Below are 12,752 nucleotides of genomic sequence, written 5' to 3' on the forward strand. Positions count from 1 at the left end.
GTGATTAATCCTCATTGCGAATGTGATGCTAAGCCCCGTTGGGGGCCGTGCTGTGTTGGACCCGACATGCGTTGGATGTCGGGCTGTCACCGAAAACACGGTTGGTCAGCTTTGATATTGCAGATGAGGATCCCGCCTGCTCAGGCGGGATCCTCGACGCGTCAAGCCGCCATGGCGCTGCAGCTTTCCGCGCAACGGCGACAAACTTCGGCGCAGCGCGCCATCTCCGGGTCGTTCATGGCGTCGCATGCATCGGCGCACTGGCGGCAGACCTCCGCGCAGGCACCGCAAACCACGTCGTGAACGCTGGCACCGCGCAGCATCGCGTCGGCACTGGTTGCGCAGATATCGGCACACGTCGCAAGGAGTGCGATGTGCTCCGGGGCCGCGTGGGCACCTCCTTTGGTCAGGCAATAGTTGATGGTCTCCAGGCAGATCTCATGACACTGCGTGCAGTTGTCGATGCACTCGTTCATGGCCTGGGACCGGTGTGCCGCGGAATGGTGGGTCATGTGGTTCTCCTTCTTCCTCGCGGACGAGACTCGGCGCGCCCGCAACACCGCCCCTGTTGCTCCGACGGATCAATGCTGTGCGAAGGGTTCGGTGGTTCCGTCGTGACGGACCAGCTCGACCGTGTACGGCTGTTGTCGCCCGGCAGGGACCTCCATGCCCGGCGAGCCGAGCGGCATTCCCGGCAGGACCAGGCCGCGTGCGTCCGGCTTTTCTTCGAGGAGGCGCTTGATGTCCTCGGCCGGGACATGGCCCTCGATGAGGTATCCGCCGACCTCGGCCGTGTGGCAGGAGCCCTTTGCATAGGGGACACCCAGACGCTCCTTGACCGGACCCAGGTCATCCATGTCGTGCACATCCACGGTGAAGCCCGCCTTCTGCACGTGGTCGACCCAGCTACCGCAACACCCGCAGGTCGGAGTCTTGTGGACGGTCATGCGTGGCAGGGCAGCGGGAGTGGCGTCGGCTGTTTCAGAGACGACCTGTGCAGCGGGTGCGATGGTGGATTGCGCGGGTGTCGCCGTCTGGGTGCAGGCACCCAAGCCGGCGACCGCAAAAGCCGCCCACGCCAGTCGGTTCAATCTGCAGGCTTTCATTTCCGGTTCTCCGCTCAGCGCCTGGTCCGCGAGGACCAGTGGATGTGGACGATCCGCCAGCCGTCCGTGGTCTGCTTCAGCACCATCGTCTCGGTGCTCTGGACGGTCAGTGGCTGGCCGTCCTGCTGGGCGTGCAGCTCGCTTTCGGTTCCGACCCACGCGAACTCGCCAGCGGTTCGTGCACGCTGACGGAGCAGCTGGCGATGGGCGCCCTTGAGGAACGCCGCATCGCTGACTGCGTGATGGTCCATGTATTCCTCGCGGCTGCGTTCTGCACCTCCGGACTCGAGGATGAGAACGTCGGCAGCGAGCAGGGCTTCGACCGTGGCCAGGTCGCCGCTGGAGAGGGCGGCGTTGAAGCGCTCCGCCACGTCGACGGCGGCCTTCGCGGCGGCCGGCACGTCTACGTCCGCCGCTGCCGCAGCGGCGGGGTGATGTGCATGCGACTGTGCCGTCTGCGCCATTGCGGGCGACACCATTGCCAGCATCAGCGCGAGGCCAGACGAAATTGCTGTTGCATTCATTGTTCAACTCCAGGTTTTCAGTGAGTGTGCGCAGGGCCGTCTTCGGCCTCGGTCATATGGGGTGAAGGTGGAGACTGCACTTTGCCATCGGCATGGCGATGCTCTACCGCGCGGACTTCTGTGTCGGTAACACGCTTTCCGTGGTCATCGTCCATACCCGGCGACTGCGCGTGCGGCATCGCGTCGCTCCCGGCTGTGGGCTGGGCAGGGTGATCCTCCGTCGCCGCCTCGTCATGGTCGTCGTCGTGTGTCTCGCCGCCGCCATGCGCGTGGCCTTCGCTGCTGTCGACCAGTTCCGTGTATGCAGCCGCGTCGAGCGTGGGCAGCACCTGCAGGAACGCGGCCATGTTCCATATGTACTCGTCCTCCATGTTCTTGCCCCAGGCGGGCATGCCGCTGGCCTTGATCCCGTGCTTGATCACCCAGAACGCTTTGGCCACGTCGACCTTGTGTTTACTGAGGTCCGGCGGGGCCGGATACAGGCCCTGGCTCAACTCGGTTTCGGCCATCGACGGGGCCAGGTGGCACCCGGCGCACATCGCTGCGTAGTTGCCCGCGCCCTGCACGATTCTCGCTGGATCGTCCAGGCCCGGCGGGACGTCCAACCTTCCCGCACGCGCCAGGATGGAGCGCTCGCGTGCGGTTTCGAGCAGGAAATACACGGGCTTCGTGTGCATGTCATCGGCGGCGACGTTGTACACGCCGCCCCAGATGAAGCCCGCCGTACCGGCCACGACAACCAGCGGAACCCCGATCAACCAAACACGCTTGCGAGTCTTCGGTTGCATACGAGTACTCCGATCAGAACCAGATCCTCACGCCCGCCACGATACGGGTGTCCTCGACATCACCGGACTCCGCGCGACGGAAGTCTGCGGTTCCGCCGTAGGCACGCTCCCAGACCACGCCGACATACGGCGCGAACTGTCGATGGAACTCGTAGCGCAGCCGGAAACCGGCTGCGACCTTGCTCAGTCCGCTGCCGATTCCAACCGCCGGATCATCCTTGCTCCAGGCTTCGCCCTCGATCAGCCACTGGCCGATCAACCGGTTGGTGAACAGCATTTCGTATTCGGCTTCCGCGCCGAGACCGACCTGGCCGGACTCGCCCACGTAGGCGGTCGCTTCGACTTCGAACTTGTACGGGGCGAGACCGATGACACCAAGCGCGGCATAGGTGCGCGATGGACCGCCGTCGAAACCGAAGTCATGGCGGACACCGGCGACCGCGTCCCACCAGGGGGCGATGGCCCGACCGTACAGGACTTCCACATCCGCCGACTCGGTGGATCCGCTCGCACGCTCGCCCTCGCTGCGGAGCCAGAGCCGGTTCAAGTCGGAGCCGACCCAGGCTTTCGCTTCCCAGGCCATGCCGGTGCCGTCCTCATCCGCGTCCCAGGCCTCAAGCCGATCAAGCGACCAGTAGGAGTTGATCGATTCGCCGTGCATTACGTGCGCATCGAGGTCCTGGAACGCCGCGGCCCGATCGGCCGCGGTGATGGCAGGAATGGGCTCGTGCGGCTCCGCGTTCGCCGGGAGATCCTGGCTGGCACCAGGCTGATGGCCCATGGACGCGTGGTCCATGCCGGAGTCATCCATTCCGGAGTGATCCATCGTGGAGTGATCCATCGTGGAGTGATCCATCGTGGAGTGATCGCTGCCGGCAGTGTCCGTAGCCCCGTGTTTCATGGCGCCGTGGTCCATGTTTCCGTGGTCCATGGTCCCGTGATCATTGGAGCTTTTGTCTGTCGGAGTCGGCTGATGTCCGGCGTGTGGGTCAACAGGTTTGGGTGACGATGGTGTCGCAGCGGGCTTCGCTTCCGGGTGGTGCGAGGCGTGGTCCGTCTCCTGCGCCCACGCCGGCGCGAAGCCCGCTGCGAGAGACAATGCGGAGGCCAGGCCGACGGCCAGGGGATGACGACTTGAAAGGATCATGGCGTTCATTCCTCCACCCGCACTTCGCGGAACATGCCGGCTTCCATGTGGTAGAGCAGGTGGCAGTGGTAGGCCCAGCGGCCAAGGGCATCCGCACGCACGCGGTAGCTGCGCTTGGTGCCCGGCGGCATGTCGATGGTGTGCTTGCGCACCATGAAGTTGCCCGATTCGTCCTCGAGGTCGCTCCACAGGCCGTGGAGGTGGATCGGGTGCGACATCATCGTGTCGTTGACCAGCACGATCCGCATGCGCTCGCCGTAGTTCAGGCGCAGCGGTTCGGCATCAGCGAACTTCACTCCGTTGAACGACCAGGCGAAACGCTCCATGTGCCCGGTCAGGTGCAGCTCGACCGTGCGACCGGGCTCACGCCCGTCCGGGTCGCTGAACGTGCTGCGCAGGTCGGAGTAGGTCAGCACGCGGCGGCCGTTGTCGCGTAAGCCGATGCCCGGGTCATCCAGCCTGGGCGCGGGCGCCATCGTCTGCATGTCGACCAGGGGGTTGCCGGTTTCGGTGGCAGGGTGTTCCTGCATGCCGCCGGCACCGTGGTCCATCCCGGCCATGCTCCCGCCGGTGCCATGATCCATGCCGGCCATGCTTCCGCCGGCCATTGCGCCTCCAGCCATCGCCGACATGTCGTGACCGCTGTGATCCATGCCGCCGGTTGCACCACCGGCCATTGCGCTGTGAGACATCGAAGACATGTCATGGCCGCCGCCACCCATTCCGCCGTGGCCCATGTCGTCCATGGTGAGAATCGGCTTGGGATCGACGTTGGGCACGGGAGCCCGCAGCCCTTGCCTGACGGCGAGCGTGCCGCTGACGTAGCCGGTACGGCCGCTGTCCTGGGCGAAAATGGTGAACGCATCCTGCCCGGTGGGTTCGACGATGACGTCGAAGGTCTCGGCGGTGGCGATGCGGAGCTCGTCGACCGAAACCGGATGCACGTACTGTCCATCGGCTGCGACCACGGTCATCTTCAGGCCCGGGATCCGCACGTCGAAGTACGTCATCGCGGAGCCGTTGATGAAGCGGAGGCGGACCTTCTCGCCCGACCGGAACAGCCCGGTCCAGTTGCCGAGCGAGGTCATGCCGTTCATGAGGTAGGTGTAGGTGTTGCCGTTGACGTCCGACAGGTCGGTCGGCGTCATCCGCATCCGGCCCCACATCTTGCGGTCTTCGACCGTGGCGGCCAGGCCGTGCTGTTTCACGTCGGCGAAGAAGTCGCCAACCGTCCGCTTGGAGAAGTTGTCGAAATCCGACCGCTTCTTGAGCCGGGCAAACAGGCGCTTCGGATCGAGGTCGGTCCAGTCGCTGAGCATGACCACGTAATCGCGGTCATAGCCGAAGGGCTCGGGCTCCAGCGGCTCGATCACCAGCGGCCCGTAGAGGCCGGCCTGCTCCTGGAAACCGGAGTGGCTGTGGTACCAGTAGGTGCCGCCCTGTACGACGTTGAAGCGGTACTGGTAGGTCTCGCCGCGGTTGATGCCGTTGAAGCTCAGCCCGGGCACCCCGTCCATGTCGGCCGGCAGCAGGATGCCGTGCCAGTGGATCGACGTCTGGTCGCCATGGATCGAGCCGGGGGGCAGGGCATTGCGGACCCGCAGGGTGACCGTGGTGCCCTCGCGCCAGCGCAGTAGGGGCGCTGGGATCGATCCGTTGACCGTGATCGCAGGGCGCGTGGCACCGGTGAAGTTCATCGGCGTCTCGCCGATGGTCAGGTCGAAGTCGGTGCCCGAGAGCACATTGGGGACGCCTTCGGCCTTGACGGCCCAGCTGGAGCGGGGCCACAGGCCGAGGGCTGCAACGGCGCCTCCGGCGGCAAGGCCTTGGACAAAGCGGCGGCGCGACGGGGCGGACAGCCCCTCGGCACGGCCGAAAAGATCGGATGACATGGGAACTCCGGGAGAGTGACGAGGGCTCGCGAGGCGAGCGTTTCCCTGTCGGTGCGGAGCAGCGAACAGGGCCCATCAGCGCCTTAAAAGGCGCGCGGCGACACTTAGCCGATCGGAGGTCGGCAAAGATTGGTCAGTGCAGCGGACGCGTGCACTGACAGGAACGGTTCGACGGTTTGTCGGTACCGGACGGTGAAATCGGCGAGTGCCGACCCGGCGATTGCCGCTGAACAACAGTGGTGCATGCAGGCACCACAATTGCCCGTCTCACAACAGTCGCCCAACGGTGGTGCTGTCCCGGTGTGATCAGCGGCCTGCGGATGATGGTGGTCGTCGGTCACCGGAGCGATCACTCCGGCCCCGTGGCAGTCGGCCGCTGTCTGCGTCGCTGTCACGTGGGCGGCGTCACCCGGGGAGTTGCTCAGGTGCTCCGTCATGTGCATGGACGCGCCAGCGATGCCCGGACCGTTCGCCAGCAAGGCAACGATCAGGAACAACCGCATCATGAGCGCGCGGAAAGGCATGCGCTTGAGTATACATCCCGAAGTAAACGCCGGATGAATACAGCGACAACGCATCGGGGTCGGTGTTCGGGTGTCCGCCCTATCACTCCCACGCGCGTGCAGATAGTGGTCGCTGTCGCCGTTTTCGAACCGCAGAAGAGGCGGTCATCAAGGCATCGGAAGGGGTCACCAACGTCGAAAAGCGCGCGCTTGGCGTGCATGCCCGTCGGCTTATCTCAGGGAAGCCTCGGAACGCCTTGGGTGATTGTGTAACAAGCGGTAGATCGGGTAGCTTCCGCGCAATGTCCCGGTTTCGCTTCCGTTCGCCGCCTATCGCCGCGCAGGCTGTGCTCCTGGGGCTGCTAGTGTTTGGCCTCCTGTTGCAGCCCGTGATCGCAGCTGTGGGCGAGATCCACGCCCTTGCGCATGACCCATCCGGGACCCATCAGCATGAACTGCGCACCGGCATCTCCGATGGGGAGCAAGCCGTGCCTGGCGAGCAGGGTCAAGGGGAGTCCGAAACGCTGCACATGTTCGTCCACTTCGCGCATTGCTGCGGCTTCACTGCAGCGTTGCTGCCCGGGGTAGCGCAACTGTCCGCGCTATCCCCCGCGGGCCAGCTGATGGCCACGAAGCCCGTCCTTTTGCCGTCGGCGCACCTGTCGAGCCCGTTCAAGCCTCCGATCTACGCGTGACCCCTCTGTCGGCGAGTCGCCGACCGTTGTCGTCCCCCTAGCTCGGAGCAATCCATGAATTTTCGATTCGCGGCCAAGGCCGCGTTCGTCGTCGTCTGTGCCGTGGCCTTTCCCACGCACGCGAGCGACACCCTGACCCTGCGCGACGCTTTCCAGCGCGTAGCTGATACCCATCCCGATCTTCGGCTGTTCAGTCCCCGCCGCGACGCGCTGGAAGCGGAGCTGGAACGTGCGTCCCTGCGTCCAGCGCTGTTCGGCGGCGTCGAAGTCGAGAACGTGCTTGGAAGCGGCGCCGCAAGCGGCGTGTCAGGCGCAGAGGTCACCCTGACATTGGCTTCCGTGCTGGAGCGTGGGGGCAAGCTGGACGCCCGCCGCGTACTTGCCCAGAGCCGGATCGACACCCTGGCGGTGGAGCGCGAGGGTCGGCGCCTGGACCTCCTGGCGGAAGTCGCCCGACGCTATCTGGCGGTCGTGGCGGCGCAGCACCAAGGCGCCATCGCCCGCATGGACATTGAACAGCGGGACCGCACCGTCACTGCGGCCCGACGTCGTCACGAGGCCGGAGCCTCGCCGGAGGCCGTCGTGCTGACCGCCGAAGCGGCCGCGGCACGTGCGCGGCTAGAACTGGCTCGGGCGGCGCAAGCCGAAATGGCCGCGCGCCAGCATTTGGCCGCATTGTGGGGTGAACGCAGCCCGACGTTCCAGGTCGCAGGAGGAGACCCCCTGGCGCTGCCCGAAATTGCGGACTTTGCAGAGCTCGCTGCCTGGCTGCAGCGCACACCAGAACTCGCCCAGTTCGTCGACGAGCGGCGTGTGCGCGAGGCCCGGCTCCAGCTTGCTCGCAGCGAGGCGATCCCAGATCTGAATTGGCAGGTCGGTGTGCGTCGCATGTCCGACGACAACGATTTCGGTCTGATCGGGAGCGTTTCCATCCCGTTCGGCACACGGGGCCGCGCCCAGCCCGGGATTCGTGCTGCGCAGGCTGAGCTGGCGGGACTGGAGATCGAGCGCGAGGCAGCAGGGTTGTCCCTCTATTCGACCTTGGCCGAGGCACACGGGCGCTTCGAGGTGGCCCGCCTGGAAGCACAGCGGCTAGGTGAGGACGTGCTTCCACGTCTGGCCAAGGCCGAAGCCGCGGCCGCCACCGCGTACCGCGCAGGCGCCGCCAGTTATCTGGAGTGGTCGAGCCTGCAGGCGGAGCACGCCGCCGCACGGCAGCAACAGCTGGCGGCGGCGCTGGAAGCCCAGCGCGCCCTGATCGAGATCCAGCGGCTGACCGGCCAGGCATTCGTCGCCGGCCCGGGCCTGCAACACAACCAAGGAGCAACCCCATGAAGCCTGTCCACCTGATTCCGGCACTGGCGCTGGCCTTGGTCCTCGCAGCCTGCGGTGGCGAGCCGGACCAGCCGGCCAAGGACGCACATGCGAACGACGCCGCCGACCACGGAACGGAGGCCGACGAACACGGCCATGAGGCGGATGAAGTCGCCAGCACGGTCATCCCTGCGGAAATCGCTGAAAAGTCCGGTATCAAGACCCAGCCGGCCGGCCCCGGCGTGATCGCCGACGAGCATGAGGTGCAAGGCCTGCTGACCCCGGTTGAGGGTCGTGTTGCGCAGGTCACCGCCCGTTTCCCTGGCCCGATCCGTTCGTTGCGCGCCAACGTCGGCGACCCGGTCCGCGCCGGGCAGACGCTGGCGACGATCGAGAGCAACCTGAGCCTGAGCACCTACAGCGTTGCCGCGCCGATCTCCGGCGTGGTCGTCGAGCGCAGTGCCTCGGTCGGCGGCCTGGCCAGCGAGGGTGCGCCCCTGTTCCAGATCGCCGATCTCTCGCAGCTCTGGGTCGACCTCCACATTTTTGGCGCCGACGCCCAGCACATCCAGCCTGGCGTGCCGGTCGCGGTCACCCGCATGAGCGATGGCGAGACGGTCCACACCACGCTCGAACGTGTGCTCCCGGGCATGGCCACGGCCAGCCAGAGCACAGTCGCCCGCGCAACGATCGACAACGCCGACAACCAGTGGCGGCCGGGAACGGCAGTCAAGGCGCGGATCACCGTCGCGCAGCAGCCGGTTGACCTGATGGTGCCGTTGACCGCGCTGCAGTCGATGGATGGCCAGGACGCCGTGTTCGTACGTGAAGGCGAGACGTACCTGGCCCGACACGTGGAACTCGGCGCCCGCGATGCCACGCGGGCGCAGGTCCTCTCGGGCCTGAGCGGCGGCGAGGAGGTCGTCGTCGCGGAGAGCTACCTGATCAAGGCGGACATCGGCAAGGAGGGCGCGTCGCATGACCACTGACACCACAGTCCGCCAGGCCGGTCTGCTGGAGCGGATCGTCCGGTTCTCGATTCGGCATCGCTGGATGATGCTGGTGCTGACCCTCGGGCTGATCGGTGTGGGCATCTGGAGCTTCACCCGGCTCCCGATCGATGCAACGCCGGACATCACCAACGTCCAGGTGCAGATCAACACCGAGGCGCCCGGCTACTCGCCACTGGAATCCGAGCAGCGGGTCACCTATCCGATTGAGACGGCACTCGCCGGCCTGCCGCGCCTTGACTACACGCGATCTCTGTCCCGATACGGTTTGTCGCAGGTCACAGTGGTGTTCGAGGACGGCACCGACCTGTACTTCGCCCGGCAGCAGGTGGCCGAACGCCTGCAGCAGATCCGCTCGCAGATCCCAGAAGGACTGGAGCCCGAAATGGGGCCGATCTCGACCGGGTTGGGCGAGATCTTCCTGTACACCGTCGACGCGGCGCCCGGGGCGGCCAAGCCGGACGGCACGCCGTGGACCGCCACCGACCTCCGCACCCTGCAGGACTGGGTCATCCGGCCGCAGATGCGCAACACACCGGGGGTGACCGAGGTCAACACGATCGGCGGCTTCGAGCGGCAGATCCACATCACGCCGGACCCGTCCAAGCTGGTTGCACTCGGCTTCACGCTGCAGGACATCGTCGACGCGGTGGCGGCCAACAACCAGAACATGGGCGCCGGTTACATTGAGCGCAACGGCCAGCAGTACCTGGTGCGCGTGCCCGGCCAGGTCGGCGGGATCGACGAGATCCGCAACATCGTGCTGGACCGGCGCGAAGGCCTGCCGATCCGGGTGGCCGACGTGGCGCAGGTGGGTGAAGGCCCGGAGCTTCGTACCGGCGCGGCCACCCAGAACGGCGAAGAGGTCGTGCTGGGCACAGTGTCGATGCTGGTGGGCTCCAACAGCCGCACCGTCGCGCAGGCCGCGGCGGCGAAGCTGCAGGATGCGAACGCGAGCCTGCCGGAAGGCGTCACCGCGACGGCGGTCTACGACCGCACCGGGCTGGTCGAACGCACGATGCAGACCATCTCGAAGAACCTGATCGAGGGTGCCTTGCTGGTGATCGTGGTCCTGTTCCTGCTGTTGGGGAACTTCCGCGCCGCGCTCATCACCGCAGCCGTCATCCCGCTGGCCATGCTGTTCACCATCACCGGGATGGTGCGTGGCGGCGTGTCGGGGAACCTGATGAGTCTCGGTGCGCTCGACTTCGGGCTGATCGTCGATGGCGCGGTCATCATCATCGAGAATGTTCTGCGGCGGTTTGGCGAGATGCAGCACCGACTTGGGCGGACGTTGACACGCGAGGAACGCAACGACCTGACGGCCACTGCCACGGTCGAAGTCATCCGGCCCAGCCTGTTCGGCATATTCATCATCGCCGCGGTATACCTGCCGATTTTCGCGCTGACCGGGATCGAGGGAAAGATGTTCCACCCGATGGCGATCACCGTGGTGCTGGCCCTCACCGGTGCAATGGTCCTGTCGCTGACCTTCGTTCCCGCGTCCATCGCGATCTTCATGGGTAACCGCGTCGAGGAGAAGGAGAACAGACTGGTCCAATGGACGCGGCGGCGCTATGAGCCGTTGCTTGCGTGGTCGCTTCGCCGGCAAAACTGGGTCCTTGGCGGGGCACTGATGCTGGTCGTCGTGTCCCTGCTACTCGCCACACGCCTGGGCAGCGAGTTCATTCCCAGCTTGGACGAGGGCGACCTCGCCATGCAGGCGATCCGCATTCCCGGAACGGGCCTGGAGCAGTCGGTGAAGATGCAACTGGCCGTGGAAGAACGCCTGATGCAGGTTCCGGAAGTCGAGCGTGTCTTCAGCAGGATTGGCACGGCGGAGGTGGCCACCGACCCGATGCCACCCAACGTGGCGGACACCTACCTGATGTTGAAACCACGCGGGCAATGGCCCGATCCACGCAAGCGCAGGGATGTGCTGATCGACGAAATCGAAGCCGCAGTGGCCACGCTGCCAGGCAACAACTACGAGTTCTCGCAACCGATCGAGATGCGGACCAACGAGCTGATTTCGGGGGTGCGTGCGGATGTGGCGATCAAGGTGTTCGGTGACGACCTGGACACGCTGGTCGAAGTGGCCGAACAGGTCGAGGCGGCTGCCAGGCAGGTCGAGGGCGCGGTCGACGTCAACACCGAACAGGCAACCGGCTTGCCACTGCTGACGATCGTCCCGGATCGTGCGGCGCTGGCGCGCTTTGGCCTGAATCCGGGGGTCGTGCAGCAGACCATTGCCACCGCGGTCGGTGGTCAGGTTGCCAGCCAGCTGTTCGAGGGCGACCGCCGCTTCGACATCGTGGTCCGGTTGCCGGAACAGATGCGTGTCGATCCGACTGCCCTTCAGGATCTGCCGATCCCCTTGCCCGACGTTGCGAACGCGGACCGGTCGAGCCTGGAGCCACGCTGGGCGACCGCGCGGACCGTACCGCTGCGGGAGGTCGCGAAGATCGAGAGCCTGCTGGGGCCCAACCAGATCAACCGCGAGAACGGAAAGCGCCGGGTGGTGGTGACCGCCAACGTGCGTGATCGCGACCTGGGCAGCTTCGTCGAAGAGCTGCAGCAGCGCGTCGGGCAGCAGGTGAACGTGCCGGAGGGCTACTGGATCGACTACGGCGGCACGTTCGAGCAGTTGATCTCGGCCAGCCAACGGCTCGCCGTCGTGGTACCGGTGACCCTGGTCCTCATCTTCGGCCTGTTGTTCATGGCCTTTGGCTCGGCCAGGGATGCGGTGATCGTGTTCAGCGGGGTGCCGCTGGCCCTGACGGGCGGTGTGGCCGCACTGGCACTGCGCGGCATCCCGTTGTCGATCACCGCAGGCGTCGGCTTCATCGCGCTGTCCGGCGTGGCCGTGCTCAACGGCCTGGTCATGATCGCCTTCATTCGCAACCTGCGCGAACAAGGCCAGTCGCTGGACGACGCGGTCTTCAACGGCGCCCTCGGGCGGCTGCGGCCCGTGCTGATGACCGCCCTGGTCGCGTCGCTCGGCTTCGTCCCCATGGCGCTCAATGTCGGCGCGGGCGCGGAGGTGCAGCGTCCGCTCGCCACCGTCGTGATCGGCGGGATCGTGTCTTCAACGCTGCTCACCCTGCTTGTCCTGCCCACCCTTTACCGTCTTCTGCATCGCGGCGACGCAGCGAAGCCGCAACTGGAGGCCCACTGAGTTGAGTGAAGAGAAGATCGAGATACACGACGCGCACCAGCGCCGGATCCTGTTGATCGTCCTCGCCCTGAACCTCGCGCTTGCCGCGGGGTTTGGGGTCACGGGCGTCGCCGCCGGTTCAAGCGCTCTGATCGCAAATGGACTGGACAATGCGTCCGACAGCGCCGTCTACATCATCACCCTGCTCGCACTCAGTCGCTCACAAGCCTGGAAACGGTCGGCGGCCAAAGTGTCCGGCTGGCTGCTGATCCTGTTCGCCGCTGGGATCCTGGTCGACGTGGGCCGTCGGTTCCTGGGTGACGCCGAGCCCATTGGTACGACGATGATGGTGATGGCGCTGGGGGCCGGCCTGGTAAACGCGACATGCGTGTGGCTGCTCAAGAAAATCCGGCAGGCCAATGTGAACGTGCGTGCCGCGACGACCTTCAGCACCAACGATTTCATCGCCAACGCAGGCGTGCTCGTGGGTGGCGGACTGGTGCTGTGGACCGGGCGGGCCTGGCCCGACCTCGTCGTGGGGCTCGCAGTGGCGGCGATCGCCCTGAAAGGGGGCATCGAGATCCTGCAGGATGCCCGTGGCGAAGAGAACGCTTGA

12 protein-coding genes are annotated in these 12,752 nt (G+C 66.0%); 5 read left to right on the forward strand and 7 right to left on the reverse strand.

Translation table 11 applies throughout. The features are described 5' to 3' along the window. Window positions 1-161: 161 nt before the first annotated feature. The 7 genes from EIM48_RS11355 to EIM48_RS11385 all read right to left on the reverse strand — a co-directional run bounded on the left by EIM48_RS11355 (window position 162) and on the right by EIM48_RS11385 (window position 5,981). On the reverse strand, window positions 162-512 hold the full coding sequence (locus EIM48_RS11355; RefSeq protein WP_024889951.1) for a four-helix bundle copper-binding protein: 351 nt from the start codon (window positions 510-512) through the stop codon (window positions 162-164). A gap of 69 nt (window positions 513-581) precedes the next feature. Next, the gene (locus EIM48_RS11360; RefSeq protein ID WP_043689483.1) at window positions 582-947 is read right to left on the reverse strand and encodes a DUF411 domain-containing protein; all 366 of its coding nucleotides are present in this window, start codon (window positions 945-947) and stop codon (window positions 582-584) included. A gap of 173 nt (window positions 948-1,120) precedes the next feature. Next, window positions 1,121-1,630 (reverse strand): nuclear transport factor 2 family protein, encoded by a 510-nt coding sequence (locus EIM48_RS11365; RefSeq protein WP_125111690.1) that lies wholly within the window; start codon window positions 1,628-1,630, stop codon window positions 1,121-1,123. Between the two features lie 17 nt (window positions 1,631-1,647). Continuing rightward, entirely contained in the window at window positions 1,648-2,418 is a 771-nt protein-coding gene (locus EIM48_RS11370; RefSeq protein WP_039731392.1) for a cytochrome c, read from the reverse strand. Between the two features lie 13 nt (window positions 2,419-2,431). Next, window positions 2,432-3,574 (reverse strand): copper resistance protein B, encoded by a 1,143-nt coding sequence (locus tag EIM48_RS11375; RefSeq protein WP_233581686.1) that lies wholly within the window; start codon window positions 3,572-3,574, stop codon window positions 2,432-2,434. Then, window positions 3,571-5,457 (reverse strand): copper resistance system multicopper oxidase, encoded by a 1,887-nt coding sequence (locus EIM48_RS11380; protein WP_125111691.1) that lies wholly within the window; start codon window positions 5,455-5,457, stop codon window positions 3,571-3,573. Before EIM48_RS11380 ends, EIM48_RS11375 begins: the two co-directional genes overlap by 4 nt. A gap of 104 nt (window positions 5,458-5,561) precedes the next feature. Then, on the reverse strand, window positions 5,562-5,981 hold the full coding sequence (locus EIM48_RS11385; protein WP_125111692.1) for a CopL family metal-binding regulatory protein: 420 nt from the start codon (window positions 5,979-5,981) through the stop codon (window positions 5,562-5,564). A gap of 281 nt (window positions 5,982-6,262) precedes the next feature. Between EIM48_RS11385 and EIM48_RS11390 the strand changes: the two genes are divergently transcribed. Genes EIM48_RS11390 through EIM48_RS11410 form a run of 5 tightly spaced genes read left to right on the forward strand, consistent with a single transcriptional unit; the run spans window position 6,263 to window position 12,752 of the window. Continuing rightward, window positions 6,263-6,655 (forward strand): hypothetical protein, encoded by a 393-nt coding sequence (locus EIM48_RS11390; RefSeq protein ID WP_125077102.1) that lies wholly within the window; start codon window positions 6,263-6,265, stop codon window positions 6,653-6,655. Window positions 6,656-6,709: 54 nt separating this feature from the next. Then, window positions 6,710-7,990 carry a TolC family protein gene (locus EIM48_RS11395; protein ID WP_125077103.1) on the forward strand — a complete coding sequence of 427 codons (1,281 nt, stop codon included), beginning with the start codon at window positions 6,710-6,712 and terminating at the stop codon, window positions 7,988-7,990. Further along, window positions 7,987-8,958, forward strand: a complete 972-nt coding sequence (locus EIM48_RS11400; RefSeq protein ID WP_125111693.1) for an efflux RND transporter periplasmic adaptor subunit — start codon at window positions 7,987-7,989, stop codon at window positions 8,956-8,958. Before EIM48_RS11395 ends, EIM48_RS11400 begins: the two co-directional genes overlap by 4 nt. Before the next feature lie 22 nt (window positions 8,959-8,980). Next, window positions 8,981-12,157, forward strand: a complete 3,177-nt coding sequence (locus tag EIM48_RS11405) for a CusA/CzcA family heavy metal efflux RND transporter (RefSeq protein ID WP_125111746.1) — start codon at window positions 8,981-8,983, stop codon at window positions 12,155-12,157. A gap of 1 nt (window position 12,158) precedes the next feature. After that, window positions 12,159-12,752 carry a cation transporter gene (locus EIM48_RS11410; protein ID WP_125111694.1) on the forward strand — a complete coding sequence of 198 codons (594 nt, stop codon included), beginning with the start codon at window positions 12,159-12,161 and terminating at the stop codon, window positions 12,750-12,752.

Source organism: Pseudoxanthomonas sp. SGNA-20, assembly GCF_003931635.1.
Lineage (GTDB): Bacteria > Pseudomonadota > Gammaproteobacteria > Xanthomonadales > Xanthomonadaceae > Pseudoxanthomonas.

Bases quoted from the DNA above. Each gene is read 5' to 3' on its own strand.
- EIM48_RS11395 (WP_125077103.1), top strand. From the start codon at position 6,710: ATGAATTTTCGATTCGCGGCCAAGGCCGCGTTCGTCGTCGTCTGTGCC.
- EIM48_RS11360 (WP_043689483.1), bottom strand. From the start codon at position 947: ATGACCGTCCACAAGACTCCGACCTGCGGGTGTTGCGGTAGCTGGGTC.
- EIM48_RS11375 (WP_233581686.1), bottom strand. From the start codon at position 3,574: ATGAACGCCATGATCCTTTCAAGTCGTCATCCCCTGGCCGTCGGCCTG.
- EIM48_RS11370 (WP_039731392.1), bottom strand. From the start codon at position 2,418: ATGCAACCGAAGACTCGCAAGCGTGTTTGGTTGATCGGGGTTCCGCTG.
- EIM48_RS11390 (WP_125077102.1), top strand. From the start codon at position 6,263: ATGTCCCGGTTTCGCTTCCGTTCGCCGCCTATCGCCGCGCAGGCTGTG.
- EIM48_RS11400 (WP_125111693.1), top strand. From the start codon at position 7,987: ATGAAGCCTGTCCACCTGATTCCGGCACTGGCGCTGGCCTTGGTCCTC.
- EIM48_RS11380 (WP_125111691.1), bottom strand. From the start codon at position 5,457: ATGTCATCCGATCTTTTCGGCCGTGCCGAGGGGCTGTCCGCCCCGTCG.
- EIM48_RS11365 (WP_125111690.1), bottom strand. From the start codon at position 1,630: ATGAATGCAACAGCAATTTCGTCTGGCCTCGCGCTGATGCTGGCAATG.
- EIM48_RS11385 (WP_125111692.1), bottom strand. From the start codon at position 5,981: ATGCCTTTCCGCGCGCTCATGATGCGGTTGTTCCTGATCGTTGCCTTG.
- EIM48_RS11355 (WP_024889951.1), bottom strand. From the start codon at position 512: ATGACCCACCATTCCGCGGCACACCGGTCCCAGGCCATGAACGAGTGC.